This is a genomic window from Shewanella sp. FeAMO (assembly GCF_053653955.1).
Genome location: NZ_CM132201.1, coordinates 4624210 through 4646201 on the forward strand (window position 1 = coordinate 4624210; position 21992 = coordinate 4646201).

General features: G+C 54.7%; 20 protein-coding genes. 11 read left to right on the plus strand and 9 right to left on the minus strand.

Annotation, left to right across the window (positions count from 1 at the left end):
• Positions 1-24: 24 nt before the first annotated feature.
• The 8 genes from ACWAU4_RS20670 (at position 25) to glnG (ending at position 8803) form a co-directional block, all read left to right on the plus strand.
• Positions 25-882 carry a DMT family transporter gene (locus ACWAU4_RS20670; RefSeq protein WP_025889910.1) on the plus strand — a complete coding sequence of 286 codons (858 nt, stop codon included), beginning with the start codon at positions 25-27 and terminating at the stop codon, positions 880-882.
• 90 nt (positions 883-972) lie between these two features.
• Positions 973-1107: a hypothetical protein gene (locus tag ACWAU4_RS20675; RefSeq protein WP_258181238.1), complete on the plus strand. Its 135-nt coding sequence runs from the start codon at positions 973-975 to the stop codon at positions 1105-1107.
• Positions 1104-2336, plus strand: coding sequence for a cyanate transporter (locus ACWAU4_RS20680; RefSeq protein WP_144135417.1), 1233 nt, complete (start codon positions 1104-1106; stop codon positions 2334-2336). The genes ACWAU4_RS20675 and ACWAU4_RS20680 overlap by 4 nt, the downstream gene beginning before the upstream one ends.
• A 106-nt stretch (positions 2337-2442) precedes the next feature.
• Positions 2443-4422 (plus strand): FUSC family protein, encoded by a 1980-nt coding sequence (locus ACWAU4_RS20685; protein WP_144135419.1) that lies wholly within the window; start codon positions 2443-2445, stop codon positions 4420-4422.
• 12 nt (positions 4423-4434) lie between these two features.
• Complete coding sequence (locus ACWAU4_RS20690) at positions 4435-5592, plus strand: iron-containing alcohol dehydrogenase (RefSeq protein ID WP_144135421.1); 1158 nt, start codon at positions 4435-4437, stop codon at positions 5590-5592.
• Positions 5593-5663: 71 nt separating this feature from the next.
• Positions 5664-6209 carry a DUF4124 domain-containing protein gene (locus ACWAU4_RS20695; RefSeq protein ID WP_044735432.1) on the plus strand — a complete coding sequence of 182 codons (546 nt, stop codon included), beginning with the start codon at positions 5664-5666 and terminating at the stop codon, positions 6207-6209.
• A 115-nt stretch (positions 6210-6324) separates the two neighbouring features.
• Positions 6325-7383, plus strand: coding sequence for a nitrogen regulation protein NR(II) (gene glnL, locus ACWAU4_RS20700; RefSeq protein ID WP_025889905.1), 1059 nt, complete (start codon positions 6325-6327; stop codon positions 7381-7383).
• A 16-nt stretch (positions 7384-7399) separates the two neighbouring features.
• On the plus strand, positions 7400-8803 hold the full coding sequence (glnG, locus tag ACWAU4_RS20705; RefSeq protein ID WP_044735433.1) for a nitrogen regulation protein NR(I): 1404 nt from the start codon (positions 7400-7402) through the stop codon (positions 8801-8803).
• A gap of 72 nt (positions 8804-8875) precedes the next feature.
• Here the strand turns inward: glnG and ACWAU4_RS20710 are convergent, their stop codons facing one another.
• The 3 genes from ACWAU4_RS20710 to ACWAU4_RS20720 form a co-directional block, all read right to left on the minus strand.
• Positions 8876-9427 carry a porin family protein gene (locus ACWAU4_RS20710; protein WP_208125243.1) on the minus strand — a complete coding sequence of 184 codons (552 nt, stop codon included), beginning with the start codon at positions 9425-9427 and terminating at the stop codon, positions 8876-8878.
• A 135-nt stretch (positions 9428-9562) separates the two neighbouring features.
• Positions 9563-10432 carry a cation efflux pump FieF gene (gene fieF / locus ACWAU4_RS20715; RefSeq protein WP_025010771.1) on the minus strand — a complete coding sequence of 290 codons (870 nt, stop codon included), beginning with the start codon at positions 10430-10432 and terminating at the stop codon, positions 9563-9565.
• A gap of 45 nt (positions 10433-10477) precedes the next feature.
• The gene (locus ACWAU4_RS20720; RefSeq protein WP_101059633.1) at positions 10478-10993 is read right to left on the minus strand and encodes a Spy/CpxP family protein refolding chaperone; all 516 of its coding nucleotides are present in this window, start codon (positions 10991-10993) and stop codon (positions 10478-10480) included.
• A 208-nt stretch (positions 10994-11201) separates the two neighbouring features.
• On the opposite strand from ACWAU4_RS20720, the gene ACWAU4_RS20725 reads away from it, so the two are divergent.
• Together ACWAU4_RS20725 and ACWAU4_RS20730 are read left to right on the plus strand one after the other, a co-directional pair.
• The gene (locus ACWAU4_RS20725) at positions 11202-11888 is read left to right on the plus strand and encodes a response regulator (RefSeq protein ID WP_025010769.1); all 687 of its coding nucleotides are present in this window, start codon (positions 11202-11204) and stop codon (positions 11886-11888) included.
• A complete protein-coding gene (locus tag ACWAU4_RS20730) occupies positions 11888-13255 on the plus strand; it encodes an ATP-binding protein (RefSeq protein ID WP_208125244.1) in 1368 nt (455 codons plus the stop codon). Before ACWAU4_RS20725 ends, ACWAU4_RS20730 begins: the two co-directional genes overlap by 1 nt.
• On the opposite strand, the gene ACWAU4_RS20735 is transcribed toward ACWAU4_RS20730, so the two are convergent.
• Positions 13233-13748 (minus strand): TetR/AcrR family transcriptional regulator, encoded by a 516-nt coding sequence (locus tag ACWAU4_RS20735; RefSeq protein ID WP_371873748.1) that lies wholly within the window; start codon positions 13746-13748, stop codon positions 13233-13235. The genes ACWAU4_RS20730 and ACWAU4_RS20735 overlap by 23 nt on opposite strands.
• Positions 13749-14029: 281 nt before the next feature.
• Here ACWAU4_RS20735 and ACWAU4_RS20740 point away from each other — a divergent pair, with 281 nt between their 5' ends.
• On the plus strand, positions 14030-14896 hold the full coding sequence (locus ACWAU4_RS20740; protein WP_025010766.1) for a LysR family transcriptional regulator: 867 nt from the start codon (positions 14030-14032) through the stop codon (positions 14894-14896).
• Positions 14897-14934: 38 nt separating this feature from the next.
• On the opposite strand, the gene ACWAU4_RS20745 is transcribed toward ACWAU4_RS20740, so the two are convergent.
• The 5 genes from ACWAU4_RS20745 to ACWAU4_RS20765 all read right to left on the minus strand — a co-directional run bounded on the left by ACWAU4_RS20745 (position 14935) and on the right by ACWAU4_RS20765 (position 21766).
• Positions 14935-16179: a cupin domain-containing protein gene (locus ACWAU4_RS20745; protein ID WP_144135428.1), complete on the minus strand. Its 1245-nt coding sequence runs from the start codon at positions 16177-16179 to the stop codon at positions 14935-14937.
• A 266-nt stretch (positions 16180-16445) separates the two neighbouring features.
• A complete protein-coding gene (locus ACWAU4_RS20750) occupies positions 16446-16799 on the minus strand; it encodes a cytochrome c3 family protein (RefSeq protein ID WP_144135430.1) in 354 nt (117 codons plus the stop codon).
• A gap of 26 nt (positions 16800-16825) precedes the next feature.
• Positions 16826-18346 carry a flavocytochrome c gene (locus ACWAU4_RS20755; RefSeq protein WP_044735440.1) on the minus strand — a complete coding sequence of 507 codons (1521 nt, stop codon included), beginning with the start codon at positions 18344-18346 and terminating at the stop codon, positions 16826-16828.
• Between the two features lie 425 nt (positions 18347-18771).
• A complete protein-coding gene (gene acuI / locus ACWAU4_RS20760; protein WP_025889898.1) occupies positions 18772-19755 on the minus strand; it encodes an acrylyl-CoA reductase (NADPH) in 984 nt (327 codons plus the stop codon).
• Positions 19756-19963: 208 nt separating this feature from the next.
• Entirely contained in the window at positions 19964-21766 is a 1803-nt protein-coding gene (locus ACWAU4_RS20765) for a sigma-54-dependent Fis family transcriptional regulator (RefSeq protein WP_208125245.1), read from the minus strand.
• Positions 21767-21992 lie beyond the last annotated feature (226 nt).

Genomic DNA, 21992 nt, shown 5'->3' on the forward strand with positions numbered 1-21992 from the left:
ATCAAGATACTTTAAGAAAAGAAAATGCCCTACCTAATTGCACTCCTTGCTCCCGTCTTCTGGGGAACCACTTATGCCCTGGTCAGCCTGTACCTGCAGGATATGTCCCCTTTCTGGGTCGCCGTCTGGCGTGCGCTACCGGCCGGGATCCTGTTATTGCTGCTGCGGCCCAAACTGCCTTCGCTCGCCTGGAGCAAAATACTCTTGCTGGCATTTTGTAATATCGGCGCCTTCTTCGCCTTGCTGTTTATGGGTGCCTACCGCCTGCCCGGCGCCGTGGCCGGCACCCTGGGGGCCACACTGCCACTGATGTTTCTGCTGCTGGCCTGGCTGCTCGATGGCCAAAGACCGGCATTGAAGTGGACCTTGCTGGCACTGCTGGGACTGAGTGGAGTGATGTTGTTGCTCAATCCTTCGGCCAATCTGGATCTGATTGGTGTGCTCTGCGCCCTGAGTGCCACTCTGTTGGTAGCCCAATCATCCCGCTGGATGCAACGCTGGCAAACCGGCGATCTTCTGGTATTGACCGCCTGGCAGTTGTTGCTCGGCGGCTTGATGCTGATCCCGCTGGCCTGGACAGTAGCCGGGGCTCCCACACTGCCCGAGCCCAAGACCTGGCCCGCCATCGCTTGGCTGGCCATCTTCAGCACGGCGCTGAGCTACTGGGCCTGGATCTGGTCCATCAAACATCTGGGACCGCAAATCATGGGCATGATGGCCTTGATCAACCCTGTGGTGGCCGTCTCGCTCGGGGTGTTTTTGGTCGGCGAACAGCTGGATAGCTATCAATGGCTGGGGATCGGCCTGATCATGTCATCGCTGTTGCTGATGAAACTTCCTGTCCCGGCCATCTGGTATCGCCTGCGCCCCAGCCGGCGCTGACACTCACCTGACATAAGAACCCTGTTTGGCCCCTGAAAAAGGGGCCAAGGGTTCGGCTTAACTGAATTTGGCAAAATAAGGAGATTGACCATGATGCAGTTTCTGACAGAACCACAACTCAATGCAGTCCTAGCCGCGGACGATGCCAGTCCGCGACTAAAGATGCCTGCCAACAAAGATAACACCAATGCCGCCAACAGCATGTTTGAAGGAGATGGACTATGAGCTCATCAAAATGGCAGCCTGTGTGGCTGATCCTGACCTTGATTATTCTCGGCCTCAACCTGCGCCCCAGCATGGCGGCCATAGGCCCACTGCTGGAGGCTATCCGGGCTTCCTTGCCCCTCAGTTACAGTTCCTTGGCACTCCTGACCATGCTGCCCGTGATGACCATGGGAGTCGCTATGTTTATCGGTGCCAAGCTGGCCGCCAGACTGGGAGAGCGCCAAACCCTGCTACTGTCGCTGCTACTTATTGGTTTGGCCAACCTGGCTCGGCTCTGGGCCGGCAGCGGCCTGCAACTACTACTGACCGCAATCATTGCCGGCTTAGGTATCGCCCTTATTCAGGCACTGCTGCCTGGAATGATCAAGCGCAGCTATAGCCAGCATATTGAGCGTTACATGGGGATTTACGTAACCGCCATCATGGGTGGAGCGGCCCTGGCTGCAGCCATTAGCCCTTGGCTTGAGCACAGGTTTGGTCATTGGCAGTCGGCGCTGGCCTTCTGGGCTCTGTTGAGTCTGCCGGCGATGCTATTTTGGTTCTGGGGCAAACACGGCCTGCAACCCCAGGGCTTCAATAAGGCAGCAGCAAAGAAGCCTTCAGGAAAACCGGGAGTTAGCCCACATGTGGGCTTAGGCAGCTTTAGCCGCATTCCCAGGGCCTGGCTGTTGGGGCTTTTCTTTGGCCTGAGCACAGCATCCTATACCTGTGTGCTCGCTTGGTTGGCGCCCTTCTTTATCGACTTGGGCTGGCAAGCCACTCAGGCAGGGCTATTGCTGGCGTTTCTGACGCTGATGGAAGTGGTCGCAGGCCTGTTGCTGCCGACGCTGGCGGCCCGCAGTCATGACAGAAGGCCACTGCTATTGCTGCTACTCCTGTCTACGATTGGCGGTTTTATCGGGCTGGCGTTGATGCCACTGGCCCTGCCCTGGTTATGGGCTGCGCTGCTGGGTATAGGCATTGGTGGCCTCTTCCCCTTGAGTCTGATTGTCACTTTGGACCATCTGGACGACTACAGCCAGGCGGGACAACTGACGGCCTTTGTTCAGGGGATAGGTTACCTGCTGGCATCCCTGTCGCCTCTGCTGGCGGGTTATCTCAAGGACAGCTCCAGCAGCTTCACGCTTTCCTGGTTGCTGCTCGCGGCTGTGTCTCTGGGCATGCTGGCCATTGTCTGGCGCTTTGATCCCAAGCGCCACAGTCAACACTTCGCCCTGTTGGCCCACTGAGCCGATTCACCGGGTGGAAAATTGTTATCCACCCGGCACTCAAGCAGACTCAAATGAGGTAGAATGGCGCCCCTCTTGTGCCATTCTGCTGTCTAAGCAACATAAAGTGAATCTATCCAATCTATTCCAGCGCCTGCTGCAATGGCTACCTGATCGTGCCGATCTTCCCGAAGGCTTACGAATAGGGCTGCCCATGATGGCGGGCCTATTGCTGTTTTCGTTTCTCGGCGACAGTGCCAGCGGCGTCAACGCCCTGATCTGTGCCTGGCTGGTCGGCGTCCAGGGCCGCAACCTGGCTTATCCCAAACGTGCCGGGCTGTTGAGCAAGTCGGCACTCCTTTGCTGTATCAGCAGTGCCCTGGCCTTGCTGAGCCTGATCCACCCTTGGCTGGGGATCAGCGTACTCGGCGCCATAGGCCTGTTATATGGCCTCAGTTCCAACCAAAGAAAGTACATTCAGTTGCTGACCTACAACGCCGGCTTTTGCCTGATCTGTGGCCTGCATCTGCTGGAGTCGGGTACCGACTGGAAGATGTTACTGCTCTCCAGCCTGTTCGGCAGCTGGTTGGCTGTCATCAGCGCCGTCATCGCCGGGCCCTGGATGGCGATACGTCAGGGCGAACAACTGCTGGCCAGTGTGCAGCGCAAATTCGGTTTCTGGTGCAATATACTCAGCCACTCGGACGCCGCCAATGTCGGCCAGCGTCTGGCCTTGCGGGAGCAACTCGATGATGCTATTGCCGTGCTGGCCCATTGGCTGCTGGAAATGCCGGATAAAGCCGAAGTGCAACGCATCGCCCGGCAACTGGAGTCGAATCTTATCCTGATAGAAACTCTGGAGAGCATAGGCAGGCTGCAACAAAATGATGCCGCCAGCACAGCACTGCAGCAGTATTTGGCAAATTTTGCCAGCGAACTCAAGACCCATAGAGAGCAAGGCACAGAGCCGACGCCACTGCCCTTGGGAGACAAGCCGCAACCTCTGCTGTTGGATGCCGCCGACCGCTTGGCCTTGGCGCTGGATCCTCAAAGACCGCTGGCAGCCGACTGGCGCGAACGCCTGGGGCTTATCTGGCCTTCCGATGCCCAAAGCGTTCGCAGTCAATGGCGCAAGGCCTTGGTGAAACACTCGCGGGAATGGCATCACGGCCTGAGAATTCTGTTCACTCTGCTGTGTTGTCAGGCCGTGGTAGAACTGCTGCAACTGCCGCAGGGTTATTGGGTGACGCTCACTGCCTACATAGTGCTGATGGTGGCGCCGCTCGGGCAGTTGCAGGCCAGGATCTGGAGCCGCTTCTATGGCACTGTGCTCGGTTCTGTGTTGGCACTGGGGCTAATCTGGTTTCTGGGGGCCGGTAGCTGGTTATTACCGGCCACCTGCCTGAGTGCCTTTCTGGCCTTTGCCACCTTCTACAAGGCCAGATATGAGATTCATGTGTTCTGGCTCACCATGCTGATGGTGTTTGCCATCACCCTGCTACTGCCGAGCGATCCCTATATCGCCTTCTACCGGGCGCTGGACACCTTTACCGGTGCCTTGATGGCATTTCTGGCGATGCATCTGTTTATTCCCAGCTGGACCCGACGCTGGCTCGACAGCTATGTATGCCACTTTATCGAGCTGGAGCGGGCTTGGCTTGCCAGTATCAATACAGGTAAAGCCGATAATGCCCTGCGTTGGCAAGCCCATGCGGCGCTGAGACAACTGGGCCAAGAAGTCGGCTTTTTGAAGCTCGAGCCCAACACGGGCCAACGGGAGCTGCAGGACTGGCAGAGTTTTCTCTGGCTTGGGCTGACGCTGCACTGCACCCTGGTGTTGGTGGCACGCCAGCAGCAAAAGCAGCCGCTGCATCTGGCGGAGCAACAGCTGGCGGCCTGGCCCCAGCTGTTTCGCCAGCGCTTCTTGGCAACAGAGATGCACCAATCCGAGTCCGGGCCAGCGCCCAATTCAACAGATGAGACTACGCAACAGTCAGCAAAACAAGCTGAAGCGATTCCCGCCTGGGTTATGCAGGATATCGCCCATCTCTATGCCTGGCTCGACTGGCAACGTCCCTATGCCCTGAGCGGCAACACTCACGGCTGACAGGAGTCCAAGATGTACGATTTTGAATTTTACAATCCAACCCGCCTGCTCTTTGGCCACAGCAGCCTGGAGCAGTTGGACACTCTGGTGCCCAATGACGCCAGAGTGCTCTTGCTCTACGGCGGCCAAAGCGCCAAACGCAATGGCACCCTGACCCAGGTCGGCCAGGTATTGGGTCAACGCATCTGCGCCGAGTTCGGCGGCATTAGCCCCAACCCCGACTACCACCAGCTATTGCAGGCGGTAGAGCAGATAAGGCAACAAAAGCTGGACTTTATTCTCGCCATCGGCGGCGGTTCCATCATAGATGCGGGCAAGTTTATTGCCGCCGCAGCGCCCTATCAGGGAGAGCCCTGGGAGATACTGGAAACCGACGGTCGCCACATTGACCAAGCTCTGCCGCTCGGCACTGTGCTGACCCTGCCGGCCACGGGCTCAGAGATGAATAACTGCGCGGTGATCAGCAATAGCGCTCTTGGCCTCAAGCGCTCCTTTCGTCATCCCTCGGTGTTTCCCCGCTTCTCTGTGCTGGCGCCACAACTGAGTTTCAGCCTACCGCAACCACAGATTGCCAACGGTGTGGTGGATGCCTTTGTGCACGTGACCGAGCAGTACCTGACTTACCCCGTCGACGCCAAGGTGCAGGACAGGTTTGCCGAAGGCCTGCTGCTCACTCTGATAGAGGAAGGCCCCAAGGCGCTGGCAGAGCCCGAAAACTATCAGGTGCGCGCCAATATCATGTTCAGCGCCACCATGGCGCTCAACGGCCTGATCGGCACAGGTGTTCCGCAAGACTGGTCGACCCATAAGCTGGGTCACGAACTGACGGTGCGCCACGGCCTGGATCATGCCGTGACCCTCGCCATACTGCTGCCGGCCATGCTGCGCCTGAGAAAGGTCGCCAAACACGCCAAGCTGCTGCAGTATGCCGAGCGGGTTTGGCAACTCAGCAACGGCAGTGAGGAGCAACGCATAGATGCTGCCATAGAGCTGACCCGGCAGTTCTTCGAATCCATGGGGCTCAAGACTCACCTCAGTGACTATGGCATAGGCCATGAGGCCATAGCGCCGCTGCTGGAGAACCTTGAGCGCCAGGGGCTGACCCAACTGGGGGAGGACGGCCGGGTCGACCTTGAGCTGAGCCGACAGGTTTTTCAGGCCAGCCTTTAAAGGCAGTGATTTTTGCCAATAAACAAGCTAATCTGAAGCAAGTTCACAACTGCATAACAAGGGAAGTCTTTATGCGTACTCTGATGATAATCAGCCTGGCATTGCTGTCGCTGGTTGCCCAGGCGACTGTCTATAAGTGGGTCGATAAAGATGGCAAGGTGCATTACAGCGATGAACCCAACCCCCAAGCCCAGGCAGTGGAATTCACCGACAAGACCCAGAATCAAATAAGCCTGGAAACGCCTAAACCTCTGCCCGATCCCATAGAAGTAGAACAGGTCGGCTATGCGTTAAAGATACTTTCACCACAGCATGAGGAAACCATTCGCGATAACGCCGGTGATTTTCAGGTTCAGGTAGAGGTAGAGCCGGAGCTGGCTTCGGGTCATTTTCTGCAACTCTACATAGATGGCATCTCCTCCAGCGACGCTCAGCGCAGCAATCTCTTCCAGCTCAAGGACATCGACCGCGGCGAACACACACTGCAACTCAAGGCAGTGCAACAAAACGGCAAAGTCCTTGCATCCAGTAGTCCCATAACCATTTTTCTGCACCAAGCCGGACTGATGCAACCTGCCTTCCCGGCTCCCGGGAAAGGCCCAAAGCCAAGTAACTAAAGTTATTTCAATAAATTAGCTACTTGGCTTTTCGAGTTAGTCCACAGAGTTGTTGGCTTGCGGCCTGCACCGAATTGGTGCACCATTATGGTGCAATCCTGCTATGGGAAACTCAATGGACACAAATATCCTGCTCAATCATCTGGCAACTGCCGTTCTGGTCATCGACAGTGACCTGCTCCCCAGCTATGCCAACGCCGCTGCCGAGCAGTTGCTGGGCGTCTCCAGCCACAGGTTGCAGGAGCAGGTACTGACAGAGCATCTGCATGCCATAGGAGTTGAACCCAGAGTGCTGCAAAGCGCGGTGCTGGAACGTCAGGGGCTGACGGTCAATACCGCCCAGCTCATTAGCCTGGATGGCCAACACCACACTGTGGATATGACACTGATCCCTCTGGAGCAGGGAGAACAGCTCAAACCCTTGAGCCTGTTGGAACTCAGACAGGTGGATCAGCAGCGGCGCATTCACCAGCAGTTGACCCTGGATGCCCAGCAGCAGGCGGCTCAATATCTGGTGCGCAACCTGGCTCATGAGATCAAAAACCCGCTGGGTGGACTGCGCGGCGCGGCGCAGCTCTTGTCCCGCGAGCTTAGCGAGCCGCAGCTCAAGGAGTTCACCACACTCATCATAGAGCAGGCCGACAGGTTGCGCGCCCTGGTCGACCGATTGCTGGGGCCGCAGAAACCATCGCAGCACAAGCTGCAGAATATCCATCTGGTGCTGCAAAAGGTGATCAACCTGGTGAGTGTGACCCTGCCGCAACAGATACATCTGCGCCAGGATTACGACCCCTCGATTCCGGACTTGCCTATGGATGAAGATCAACTGCAACAGGCAATCCTCAACATAGTGCAAAATGCAGTACAAGCCTTGGAGCATCAGGGCGGCGATATCATGATCCGCACCCGCACCGCCCATCAGGTCACCATAGGCAACCAGAGACACAAGTTGGTGCTGGTGCTGTCAATCATAGACAACGGCCCGGGTATTGCCCCGGAACTGGTGGATACCCTGTTTTACCCCATGGTCACAGGCCGCAAGGACGGCAACGGCCTGGGGCTATCCATCGCCCACAATATTGCCAGGCTCCACGGCGGCCGTATCGACTGCGATTCGGCCCCGGGACACACAGAGTTCAGCCTGACATTGCCGATCAACAACCACAGCGGCTAACAAGAGAGGAAACAATATGAGTGAACAGGTTTGGATCCTCGATGATGACAGTTCAATTCGTTGGGTGCTGGAACGGGCACTGCAAGGCGCCAAACTCAGTTGCGCCAGCTTTGCCGCCGCCGAGTCACTGTGGCAGGCGCTGGAAATCTCCCAGCCCAGAGTCATAGTCTCGGATATCCGCATGCCGGGAACCGATGGCCTCACCCTGCTGGAGCGTATCGGCCTGCATTATCCCCATATCCCGGTGATCATAATGACGGCCCATTCAGATCTCGACAGTGCCGTCAGCGCCTATCAGGCCGGGGCATTCGAGTATCTGCCCAAACCCTTCGACATAGATGAGGCGATTGCCCTGGTAGAGCGGGCGCTCAACCATGCCACCGAGCAGGCACCTGCGGCCGCCGAGCCTCAGGTCAAGGCACCTGAGATCATAGGCGAAGCCCCCGCGATGCAGGAGGTGTTTCGCGCCATAGGCCGTTTGTCGCGCTCATCTATCAGTGTGCTGATCAACGGTCAGTCAGGTACGGGTAAAGAGTTGGTTGCCGGGGCGCTGCACAAACACAGTCCACGCAAAGACAAACCCTTTATCGCCCTCAATATGGCGGCCATCCCCAAGGAGCTGATCGAATCCGAGCTGTTCGGCCACGAGAAAGGCGCCTTCACCGGCGCCGCCAATGTGCGTCAGGGCCGGTTTGAACAGGCCAATGGCGGCACCCTGTTTCTCGATGAGATAGGCGATATGCCGCTGGACGTACAGACCCGGCTGCTGCGGGTGCTGGCCGATGGCCAATTCTATCGGGTCGGCGGCCACTCTCCGGTGCAGGTCGATGTCAGGATCATTGCCGCAACCCACCAGGATCTGGAGCAACTGGTACTCAAGGGGGGCTTTCGGGAAGACTTGTTCCACCGCCTGAACGTGATTCGAATCCATCTGCCACCGCTATCACAGCGGCGGGAAGATATTCCGCAGCTGGCGCGCCATTTCCTGGCCAGTGCTGCCAAAGAGATTGGGGTAGAGGCCAAAATACTCACCCCGGAAACCGCCGCAAAGCTGCAGCAACTACCCTGGCCCGGCAACGTGCGTCAGTTGGAAAATACCTGCCGCTGGTTGACCGTGATGGCCTCGGGCCAGGAAATTATCCCTCAGGATCTGCCGCCTGAGCTGTTCAAGGAGCCCAAGGCACCTCAAGGCAGTGCCGGCCCATCCCAGGATTGGCAAAACGCCCTGAAATTGTGGCTGGATATGCGCCTGTCACAGGGCGAGAGCGATCTGCTGACCGAAATCCAACCCGCGTTTGAGCGCATCTTGCTGGAAACCGCGCTGGAGCATACCCAGGGCCACAAACAGGAAGCCGCCAAACGCCTGGGATGGGGCCGCAACACCCTGACCCGCAAGCTTAAAGAGCTGGCAATGGACTGACCCCTGCGTCGGAGACCTTCCCGCAATAGAAAAGGATGCCGTTTGGCATCCTTTTCTAACTGAACAGCGATATCAAAACTGCCAGTGTAGCCCCAACGCCAGGTTGGACATGTCTGTGTCCAGATCGCGGGCGCCATAATTGAATTCAGAATCCAGCTCTACCTTGAGCATTTCATAACCCAGACGCAGATGTAGGCGCTCTGTCAGAGCGGCGTCCAGCCCCAAACCATAAAGCCAACCATAGCCGTCAAAATCCTCTTCCCAGTAACCGTTATCGACACGCACCAATCCGCGGGCAATACCCGCCTTGGCATAGAGGGAAAAGGTGTCATTAAGCTGCCAAGTAAACTTGGGCGCTATGCTGGTGTAACCGCTGAGGATATCCAGATTGTCGCTATCCAGGTTGTCTGCCACCAAGAGGTTGGCCTCGAGGGCAAACCAGGAGTTGAACCGGTAACCACCGTAAGCGCCGAAGCCTACTCCGGACTCGCTGAAGTTACTATCCTTAAGCTCAAGCTTTCCCTGGCCAATCTGGCCGCCTACATAAAAACCTGAGTCGTCCTGAGCCTGAGCCAGAGGTGCGGCCGCCATAGAGACCACTAAAGCCAGTGCTGCTTGTTTCATTGATAAATCCTTTTAGCGATTGAAAGTCGCAGTGATATTAATAGAAACAAACAGTTGCAACAATATTGCTGCAAAATTAAACCCTTTTTGTCAGCAGGCGTTCAGCCAGAAACCCTAATGTGCCATGGCCGCCCGCTACACAGGATCCTGGTGAATGATCACCTCGGCATGGTCAAAGTCGGCGCGGATCCGCTCGCCTGTGGCCACAGCTATGGCATGGGCCTGTTGCAGGCTCAGGTCTTTGTCCAGCTCCAGATGCAGTTGAATAAAGGTGGTCTTGCCCGCCTGACGGGTACGCAAGTCATGAATGCCACGCACTTGAGTATCCTGCTCGGCCAATTGCCGAATACGCAGCCGGGTTTCATCATCAAGCTCCCGGTCGAGCAAGGCCTGAATCGAGCGATACCCCAGCGACCAGGCTTGTTGACCTATGTAAAGGGCGATCAATACCGCAAACAGACCATCGGCCCACCACCAGCCGTATTGCGCCAAAACCAGCGCCAACAGCACGGCACCGTTGAGAAACAGATCTGACTTATAGTGCAGGGCATCGGCCTCGACCACTGTACTCTTGGTGGCCGCCAGCGCCCGTTTCTGCAGCATGACCAAGGCCAAGGTCAGCACTATGGCAATAATGGACACCACAACGCCCAAAGTGGCATGGGTCAAAGGCATGGGATTAACCAGGCGCTCGCCGCCGTGAAACAGCAGCAGGAATGCCGTCCCCATAATAAAGGCCGATTGGGCTAAAGACGCCAGCGGCTCAGCCTTACCGTGACCATACCTGTGCTCCTGATCGGCAGGCACCAAGGCATAGCGAATGGCAATAAAGTTGACTATGGAAGCCAGGGCATCGGCAAAGGAGTCGGTCAGAGAGGCCAGCATACTGGCCGACCCGGACCAGAGCCAGGCGGCCAGTTTTATCAGGATCAGGGTAATCGCAGTCGCCACTGCGGCGCGGCTCGCCAATTTAACCCAAAACTCGTAGCGGGAAGTCGTTGTCATTCAAAGGCTCAGCGGTCGGGAGTCACTGAGCCCATAGTAGCAGATTTAATCCTGGATAGGCTCAGGGCGCTCACCACGTCTATCCATACGCTCCTTGAACTTGGCTTGTTGTTCCGGAGTCAGCAGGTTATAGATCTGGTTGTGCAGCTTCATCCGCTCCAGCATGTGTTGTTCACGCACCTGCTGACGCTGCTCGATAATCTCTTTGGCCTTGGCTTCATCGAAGTTGCCTGAGGTCATCAGTGCCTGCATTTCGGCTCTGTGCGCTGCACGGGTTTCCTTGTCAGGACGTGACATGCTGCTTCTGTGCTGGTCCATCAACGCCTTAATCTCTGTTTTCTGGGCGTCGGTCAGATCCAGACCTCGTAGGCCAAACATGCCGAAATGGCCCTTGCCGCCTTTCATATGGTGATAGCCGCGCTCGCCCTTCATGTGATGATAACCACGGTCGCCGTCACGGTGTGGGCAATCGCCGTAGCCGTTACCGGCTTGTGCAGCGCCAGCCATCAGAGTGGTGCCGGCAATCAGGGCCAGCAAGCTTGCTTTGATTGAAGTCTTCATAAGAGTATCCTCGTTCTCGGTCGGGAAGTATTTGACGTCTTCCAGTCTAGTCCTCTATGTGTAAGTGTGGGTTCAAACTGAGTAAAGCACTGTAAAGCTTGGTTATCCTGGTTGAAGATCCGTATCTTTACCCAGACTTACACAGCTAAACCGCAGTTGACTCAAAAGCGGGTATACTCGGCAGAGAGAAATTGTGTGAGGCGTATAAATGAGCCGAATTTTATTGATAGACGATGACCTGGGCCTGGCCGAACTCTTGGGGCAATTACTGGAGCTGGAAGGCTTTGAGCTGACACTGGCCCATGATGGTCAGAGCGGCCTGGAACTGGCGATTGCCAATGATTACGACCTGATCCTGCTGGATGTGATGCTGCCCAAGCTCAATGGCTTCGAAGTGCTCAGGGAACTGCGTGGCAAGAAACAAACCCCTGTGCTTATGCTTACCGCCCGCGGTGATGAGATAGACAGAGTGGTTGGCCTGGAGATAGGCGCAGACGACTATCTGCCCAAGCCTTTCAATGACAGGGAACTGGTAGCCAGGATCCGCGCCATCATACGCCGCGCCAATATCACCCCGCAGGACATTCCCCAGAGCGGTATTCAAACCATAGGCGATCTCAGCCTGGACTCCGCCCGTCAGGAAGCCTATTGCAATGAACAGTTATTGCTGCTGACCGGCACTGAGTTCAGCCTGCTCTACACCCTGGCCAATCAGGCCGGAGAACTGATAGGTAAAGACGAACTGAGTGAAACCGTGCTTGGCAAAAAACTGATGCCCTTTGATCGCAGCCTGGACATGCACCTTTCCAACCTGCGCAAGAAACTGCCGGAACGCAGCGACGGTCGTCCCAGGGTCAAGACCATACGTGGCAAAGGCTATATCTGGATCCCTTGATGAAGTCATTTTCCCTGCCCAATCGCCTCTTTATCAAACTGCTGCTGGGCTTTTGGCTCTGCAGCAGCCTGATCATTCTTGCTGTTGGCATGCTGCCGCTGCTGCAGCAAAACCATGACAGGGCCCCAATGCCGCCTAAACTGCGGGAGGTCTTGTCTCAGGTCGCCGATGAGCTGCAACAGGAACCGGCCAAGTTGAATGGCCGCTTTCTGCACCATTGGGAGCGCAGACGCAGCATGGAAGGCAAGCCAATTCGCATCTATCTGGTCAATGAGCAGGGACAGATAATCAACACTCACAGAGTGTCCAAAGGCATGCGCCGCTTTATGTTGATGGCGGAGGAAGCCAACGCACCCATTTCACACCAGTTTCGCGATGAACTGATATTCGGCCCGTTCGATTTTAAGGTTAACGGCACCCCCTATGCCCTTTATGGCCGGTTGCCGGATCACCACCCCATGCCCTGGTTCTTTTTCTTTATTGAACACAAGTTACTGACATTGTCGCTGGCGATTCTGCTTTCAGGGTTGCTCTGTGGTTTGTTGGCCTGGCACCTGGGCAAGCCGCTGCGTTCGTTGAAACAGAGTGCCAACGCTCTGGCGCTGGGGCAATTGAACAGCCGGGTCGACGATGCCACGGCCGGACGTCACGACGAAATCGGCGAACTGGCCCAGGCCTTCAACAGCATGGCGGCCGCCATCGAAACCATGGTCAATAATCAGCAGCGACTGATAAGCGACATCTCCCATGAGCTGCGAACTCCGTTGACCAGGCTGCAATTGGCACTGGCCCTGGCGCGCAAGAAGGGGATGGCCGGAGATGAAGCCGAACGTATCGCCTATGAGGCCGACCAACTGGAAAAAATGATTGCCGAGCTGCTGGAGCTTTCCCGGGTGAAGCTCAAGGCACAGGACAACAAGCTGAAGGTGGGGTTGGCCGAATCACTGAGCCAGGTACTGGACGATGCCGAATTTGAAGCCGAACAGCAGCAAAAGGAACTCAGCATCCTGATACCGGAAGAACTGGAGCTGCCCATCTACCCAAGACCGCTGTCACGGGCGATTGAAAACCTGCTGCGCAACGCCATCCGCTACTGCCGTACCCAGGTAAATATCTGCGCCGGGGCCAAGGGGCCATGGGTAGAGATAAGCATTACTGACGACGGCCCGGGTATTGAGGAGTCTGAGTTGGAGGCTATTTTCAAGCCCTTCTATCGACCGCATTCAGCCAGGGAAAGAGAGAGTGGCGGTTGGGGGCTGGGATTGGCCATTGCCGATGCCGCAGTGCAAGCCCACGGCGGCAATATCCAGGCAAGCAATCGCGCCCAAGGTGGGCTTGAGGTCGTCATCCATTTACCACGCGACTGAGACCTTCAGGCTCATACTCCAGACTGGGTTGGCGGCTTAGCCAGGCGGCAAACTGTTGCTTGGAGGGGCTGCGCTTATCTGAGTGCCCCATCAGATGGATCAGCGCATAACTGAACTGGTAATAGAGCTGCGGGTCGTCGTGGGCCTTGCAGGCATCGTCGGTATTGATCATGGCGCCACGCAGATAACTCATCACCAGCTCGACCCGATCGAATCCTGGCACCTCTCCCACAGCGGAAATGGTCTTGGCATTCCACTGCATATATTCATCGAAACGTCTTTCACAGCCATGCCGATAAAACTCGGTCGCCAACAACAACAGAGCTTGATTCGGCATTATCCGCTCAATGACAAATTTATTTGTCGACAAGACTTCATAGAGCCGCTGACAATGATGAAATATAAACCTTTCCAGAGGGTCTTTATATTGTATTTCATCCTGTTTGGCCTGCTTGAGCCAATACTCATATTCACTGCAAGCTACTGCCACCATGAGATCGGCTTCTGTAGTGAAATGATTATATACAGTGCCTTTGGATATTTGGCTGGCTTCAACAAGATGAGAACGACATAAACCAAAAGTCTTCTGTCCTCTTAAACAACGTTGCGCCACTTCAACCAAATAGTTTCCCCGTCGTTCCCATTTTCCCATTGGCCACTCCTGAGCAAAGCTTAAATATAAACTCTCCCAACTTCACAATAAAATAGTAACAAGCTTTCTGCGACTGCGATATTGAGTAATACTGATACCATTATGAGTCACGCCAATAGCCAATGTTAAAAATAGAATTGCTCGAGAGTTTTATTGCTGTGGCCGAATGCGGCAATTTATCCAAGGCTGCAGAAAAAGTCTGTCGCACCCCGTCGGCATTGAGCTTACAGATCAAGAAGCTGGAAGAAAGTGTCGGTCAACCGCTGTTGCTCCGAGACAATCGAGGCGTGGTGCTGACCGAATCCGGCAATACCCTGCTCAACTACGCCTATAAGATGATGCAACTCAACACCCAGGCCCTGGATGAACTGAAAGACTGCCAGAATCGCGAAGTCATTCGCCTTGGCGTTCCCACAGATTATATTACCTATTATCTGGACAACTGCCTGCTGGAATTTGTCCGTGAGTTCACCTGTATTGAGTTAGTCATAGACACAGATGTCAGCGGCAATCTGTATAAGCGGTTGCATCAAGGGGAATTCGACCTGATAGTGGCGACCCATTGGCAGCCTCCGGTGCAGGGAGAGCTCCTGTTCGAACGACGTTTTCATTGGGTGGCCGCCAAGAACGGCAGTGCCCATAAACGGGAAACGATTCCCATGGCACTTTACCCGGAAAACTGCCCCATCAGAGCTCAGGTGTTTGCCAACCACCAACTGTCGATGCGGCCCATCAATGTGCTGCTTTCTACCCCCTCTCCCCAAGCCTTGTGCATGGCGGTTGAAAATGATTTGAGCATAGCTCCGATTGCCGAATTCAGGATCAACGACAAGATGCAGATCCTCGATCCCATAGAGCATGATCTCCCTCCCTTGCCCGTGTTTAATGAATCTCTCTATCTCAATCCAGAGAGCCAGACTGAAGCCTGCAATCAACTCATCGCCCTGTTGAAGGCCAATCTCAAAAATAGAAACACGACCGTAGAATAAGATGAAAGCCGGCTAATGCCGGCTTTCATCTTGATTAACTACCACTTGAGCTTACTCAGATCGCACTGAATGGTTTCGCCCTTTTTGGCCGGTGTGCCCGGCTGCTGCGCTGATTCACACAAGAGTGTTGTACCATAGTCATTGCGTTTGTCGTGGGCATTGCTTCTGGCCCAAACCGAGACTATCGCTCTCTCTTCCGGCTTGGCTTCACAGCTGCCATCAACATCGAAGGCATGGATGGTGTTCTGGTGAAAATACAACAGGGGATCGCGTTCGCTGCTGCCGGAAAGCCACATGGCATCGACATTGGGTTGCCCGGCATCGAAGCGGACCCGGCGCATCTTGTCATTCTCTTTTACAGTTTCCAACAAAGGTGAATCGGCTTTAATTGCCAGGCTCTTGAACTGATTGGTGCAAGCCGGCAGCCTCATGTTGTAGTACATTTCAGAAATGGCATGATTGTGAAACGGGTAAAGAGTATCGACCGACTGTACTGTCATACCTACTTCGGCGCCGACTTTCTCACCATTGATGCTGTCAATTCTCAGTAGTCCCCAGTGACCGAAGATCTCTGCATAAGCATAACCGCCACGAACATTATTGAAGTTCCTGTCATTGCGCTTGCTTTCTTCGGCATACATGGGGAACCAACCGGCAGCGGCCCACAGGTTGGGCAAGGCGTTGGCGCTGATGTCATAGGGGAAAGCCGATGGCATCTTCACCTCATCACCTGTGACCATTTTGTAGAAGTTATCAGTAAAGATTTTTCCCTGCTTTTGCACCTGTTTATTGGTGACTTTCTGCTTGAAGAATTCATTAAAACTCATGCGTTTCGCCCACTGAGCCACCGGGGATTTTTGCTCCAGCTCCCCACCAGGGCTGTAGATCCAATTGACATCACGGCGAGCCCCGAAACAAGTTTTGGCACTTTGGGGATTGTGCAATACCTGATAGATATTTTTCACCATCAGCTGCATATCGCGGCGATCCATTACGCAGAACTTTTGTCCACCGGCGCTGGTGTCGTAAATAGCCTCATCCGAGTTCAGGCAATGAGCTTGCTCGCCATTGGTGAGCGCCTGGGCAAAGCCATTTAAATAACGCAAGGTTTCATCCCAGAGAATATCGACATACTTTTGATCTTGTTTGGAATACTCTGGCGTTTCACCCAAACAGACAAAGCTTGCGTTTTCAATATCAGCCGAGTCTAAAAAATCCGGTAACTTTTCTGCCATCGCTGTATTGGAAATCAGCAGTGAAATTAATATTAGTTTCTTATTCATCACCTGGAACCTCAATTATATTTAGAGTAAATATCAGGCGAAGCATATACTTGGAATCCATTCCAAAAATGTTGTCTGAACACAGGCAACAAAAAAGATAACAGAATGAAAAAGAGTTGTGAGCCAGCAAACAAAAAAGGCCCACTTGTGATCAAGTGAGCCTATCATTGAATTAAAACAGCAGTTGCAGGGACTATTTTAATCAAAGATATATACGGGTCATGCTGCCGGTGGAGGAAACTTGAGGCAGCATATAAACCCTTTCATTATTCCTTATGTTTATCGTATTTAAAGGTATGGCAATTACTGCACAGAGGTTTTTTAGGCTGGTGTTCACCATGACACTCAACACAAGGCAAGTCTTTACCATAATGCAAGTTGTCATGGGGATTTTGCCATCTGTCCTCACCACTGCGGGCTGTCTTTTTTGCCAGCTCATCGACATCGTGGCACTTCAGGCAGGCACCATCTGAAGGGTACTGCTTAATCCCTTGGTCGTGGCATACCTTGCAATCCTTGCCTATCACTGCCTTGTGATAATCGCGCTGCTGAACGGCATGAACCGATACCGAAGTTAGCCCTGCCAACAGCAGTGCCCATACTAAGTTTGCTTTCTTCATTATTGAGTCCTCTCTCACCGTTCAATTCAGGCTTGCATCATGCTGCGGGCCGCAGTCATACCCATCACCATACATTCGGGGATAGAGCAGCTTCCCAGGCGGCTAACGCCATGGATGCCGCCACAGACTTCCCCTGCGGCATAGAGTCCGGCAACCGGCTTACCTGTGAGGCTGTCTTTGACTTCAGCCTTGGTGTTCACCTGGACTCCGCCCTGGCAGTAGTGCACCTTAGGCCACAGACGCACCACAGTGAAAGGCGCTTCAATATACTTATCTTTTGCCTTGGTCATGTTCTTGCCAAACTGCTTGTCTTCACCGCTCTTGACATAACGGTTGTACTCTTCGATTTGTGCCTTAAGCGGTTTCAAAGGCACCTCAAAGTGCTTGGCCAGTGCCTCCAGTGAGTCAAACTTCCATCCCACATTGTATTTGAGCACCTTGGCGGTATTGGGGTGCTGTTTGGAGTCCTTGTAGCTGGTGATCAAGATAGGTGGCAGCGGTTCTCCCTTGGCGTCGCGACAGGCCAACTCGGCATCGGCGCGGGTCTTGCGGTCGGCAATTTCATTCATAAAGCGCTTACCCGTCATGCGGTTAATCGCAATTGAATGAGGGAAGTTGAAGATGGAATAGTTGGAAACATAACCAAAACCGCCCTCATCGGGAGAGGCCCAGGGCCCGGACTGAATATGTGCCAGATGCACAGGCACAGCGCCGAGGCGGAACATCTCCAACATACCTTCACCTGTGGCGCCGGGAGTATTGGTACAACCCACTTCATGGGTCAGAGTCGGATCCTGCGCCATTCGCAGGCCGATATTCTGGGCAAAGCCACCGGTTGCCATCAAGACACCACGCTTGGACTTGATATACACCAACTTGCCAGAGTCCTCTTCGCCGAAGTAATAACCCTGACGCATCTTCACCCCTTCGACGCGACCATCCTTGCCGAGGACAAAGCCCTCAAACTTGGAGCGGTTATGGGTCTTGACTCCGATACGCTGGCACTCTTTATACAAAGGCTGGGTAATACCTGCGCCGCAACTGACCGCGGTTTGATAAGTACGGGCAACCGAGTGACCACCCAATTGTTGCAGGTAAGGATGGTATTCGGCGCCGGCATCCAGGGTCATCTGCAAGGCTTCCACCGCATGTGAAGCCACATGACGCAGCAGTTCCTCATCGGCGATACCCCGGCCCGATTTCAACTGATCGGCAACCATCTGTTCTACTGAGTCCTTGACACCTTCCTGTTGCTGCATAGGTGTACCCGGTGCGGCGAACAAGCCACCGTTAATGGCAGAGTTACCACCGAAATAAGGCATTTTTTCAAAGATATGTACATCTTTGGCGCCTTTGCGGGTCGCCTCAATGGCCGCTGCCAAACCAGCAAACCCTGAACCGATAATCAGCACTTCAACTTCTTTATCCCAACTCACATCCGTGGCTTTTTCCGATACAGCCAACACGGGAGCAGCCACGGCAACTCCGGCAGCGGCGCCAACGCCCTTAATAAAGTTACGGCGTCCCAGCAGATCTACTTTGCTCATCTGTCATCACCTTTTTCGTTTTAATCGACACTGGCATCTTAGGGATGGAATCAATTCCAAAACGGGAGTTAAGCGTCAGTTGCTTTTTAAACAAAAGGGCAACATTTAAAAATGACATCTGGCTTGGGTTTTAACCGCAAAGCTGGACAAGTGACATTTTTTGGAACGGTTTCCAAACTTCGCCACAGCCCACAAGACAGGCAAGAAATCAGGGGGGAAATGAGAGCGACTGATAAACCACTATGACTTTGGCTCTTTCTCAAGCTCAAAAGCTAATCGAAGTCAAAGTTAGCCAAGCACCGACTCAATAAGAGGGAATATAAACAGAAAAGCTGGGTTGGAGCCGTATTGTTGGGGCCTAACTGTATTCAGGACAGGTCACAACAAACTGTTGGGGGCCCAGAGGCCCCTTTTTTAGACGAGGATCAGCCGACTTTAATCAGAGTGCGGCCGCTGATTTCACCTTTAACGATTTGCGCTGCGGCCTCGGGTACCTGCTCCAGAGTGATTTCATGGCAAGCCTCTTGATAGTAACTCTCAGGCAACAGAGCCACTATCTGCTCCCAGGCAGCGCGGCGTTTGGCGGCCGGGCACTGCACCGAGTCGATTCCCAGCAGGCTGACGCCACGAAGAATAAAGGGCATTACCGTGGTTGGCAGGGCAAAGCCACCCGCCAGGCCGCAAATCGCGGCAACCCCACCATAATTCAGCTGTGACAATGCGCTGGCCAGCACCTTGTTCCCTACGGTATCCACTACGGCGGCCCAGCGCTGCTTATCCAATGGTCTGGCATCCTGCTCAAGCTCGCTGCGCTCAATTAAATCGCTGACGCCAAGCTGCTTGAGCCAAGCCGCATTCTGCTCCAGGCGACCTGTGCTGGCTACAACCTTAAAGCCGAGTTTAGCCAGCAGCGTCACGGCCACCGAGCCGACCCCACCACTGGCACCTGTTACCAACACCTCACCATCTTCCGGTTTGATCCCAGCTTGCTGCAGCGCTTGTACACACAGCATGGCCGTGAGGCCGGCGGTGCCTATCATCATCGACTTGGCGGCTGTGCAACCCAGTGGCATAGGCACCAGCCAGTCCCCCTTGACTCTGGCACTCTCGGCCATACCGCCCCAATGGTTTTCGCCAACGCCCCAGCCGGTGAGGATAACCTCATCGCCTGGCTCATAATCCGGATGGGCTGACTCTCGCACCACACCGGCAAAGTCGATACCCGGCACCATGGGGAATTGACGGATAATCTTGCCAAGCCCGGTCACCGCCAGGCCGTCTTTGTAGTTCAGCGAGCTGTAGGCAACATCGACCAGGACATCCCCCTCAGGCAGATCGCTGTCCTCCAATTGGGTTATCTGGGCCTGGGTCCGTTTATCATTTTGGGTCAATACGAGTGCCTTAAACATGATTACCGCTCCTGCTGTTGAAAATATGGATTCAAGACTAGTGGAAAAACCACCGGCGAGACATCGGATAATTCGCAGAGTGTCGAGGCGTGCAACTCATGGGCTATTTCGCGGCTTGGTTCACATTCAATAATCCCAATCTGTTGCACTGGCCTCAATCATTGACTGTACTACTGCGAGTCCATTAACAAAATATCAACATCTAAAACTACTTCAGCGCCAACGCCTTAAGCTTACGGTATAGGGTGTTTCGGCTAATCCCCAAACGGCGTGCCGCTTCACTGACGTTACCATTGCAGGCTAGCCAGGTGTCGCGAATTTGCGTCTGCATTTGGCTGTGCAGATTGTTGCCCGGCGCGGGTGCCAAGCCGGCCATCGCCTCTTCTGCAGTACCCAAGGTCTGCTGCAGGCTCTCAGGCAGCGTTTGCCAGTTGAGTTCAGGGAACTCTTCGGCCATCAAACAGGCTACCTGCATCAGGTTATCCAGCTCCCGTAGGTTTCCCGGCCAATGATATTGCAGCAATCGCTGCTCCAGCACAGGACACAGGCTCTGGGGCCGAACTCGATAGCGCTGGTGCAATTTGTGGATCAGACGCCGCAGGTCGCTTCGCTGGCGCAATGCAGGCAGTGTGACCTGCAAGCCATTGAGCCGGTAATAGAGATCGGCGCGAAAGGCCCCCTGCTGCACCAATGCTGGTAAGTCCATATGAGTGGCGGCAATCACCTGAATGTCGACGCTGTGTGCCTGATTACTGCCAATGGGCACCACCTCGCGCTCCTGCAACACCCTAAGCAAACGGCTCTGGGCCGCCAGGGGCATCTCGCCTATTTCATCCAGAAACAGGGATCCCTGGTGCGCCTGACGTATTTTGCCGACATATCCCTGCCTGGAAGCACCGGTAAAAGCACCCGCCTGATAACCAAACAGCTCTGATTCCACCAGCTCCGCCGGGATCGCGGCGCAGTTGACCGCCACAAAAGGCTGCTGGTGCCTGGGACTTTGCACATGCAGCTGTTTGACAAACTGCTCCTTGCCCACTCCGGTTTCCCCCAGGATCAGCAAAGGGATATTTCGTGCCAACACCTTACGCGCCTGCTGCCAGGCTTGCTCCAACCTGGGTTCTTTAAAAGCTGCGCTGCTTTCTCTGGTCTGGCTTTCTCGGCTCTGGCTCGTTCGAACCACAGGCTTGGTATGTTGAGGCTGCTCCAACGCCTGGGTTCTGAACACCAATCCCTGCTGCAAGCGGCCGCTGCCCCGACTCAATACCTGAGGGGACAAGGCCTGATGAATTTGGCCCAGGTTGATGCCTTTGAGCAACTGCCTTGCCATAGGGTTGGCGCCCAGCACCCGTCCATCAAGGTCGAGCACCAATACGCCTTGCCAGCCTGAATGCAACAGGGCTTGTTGCGGCGCCAGATCCAATCGAACAGCAGCGCCGGGGAGTCGGCACAATAAGGCCAGCTCCAACTGCTGCGCCAAACTGGACACCAAGATGGCTGTCTTTGGGGTATGGATTTGCTGCTCACTGGTGATATCCAAGGCTCCCAGCAACTCACCGTCCGGGGAAAACAGCGGGCTGGCGGTGCAACTCATAAATCTGTGGCTCTTGATAAAGTGCTGCTCACCGATAACCGAAACACACTGGCGTTCGCTGAGTGCCGCGGCTATGGCATTGGTTCCCTTGTATTGCTCCAGCCAGTTGACCCCGGTATCCAGGGCAATATTGGCAAGCTTTTGTGAGTAGCGGCTCACACCCCAGTGATGCAGCACAAAACCTTGAGGATCCGAGAGGATGAGCCGGCTCTGGGTTCGCCCCATAAGTTGATTGAACAGTGGCAGTGCACTGTGCTCCACGGCTTGCAGCAGCCGGCCATGGCGCTGGCGCCGCTCATCAAGGGCTGCAGTATTGAGCCTGAGTTCATCGGGTATGGCGGCGGGATTGAGCCCAGCCCCCTGGCAACGTTGCCAGGAAGCCGATAACCAGGATTGGGAATGGGTCTTGAGTGTCATAGCCCTGCTCCATTCTGGTACACCTGTGTGTACCTTTTTGCCACAGTTTGCGCGATAGACAACTCGAGTACCCGGCACCACGCCAAGATACAGCAATCGCAAATTTAGTTTTTCATCATACTGTTAGCACAATAAATGAACAAGCAGGCTCACACTGGCCCGGCCTTTGCGTTTACCTGAGCCAAGGCCGCTGTGGCCGAACAGATAAATACAAGAAAAACCTTTC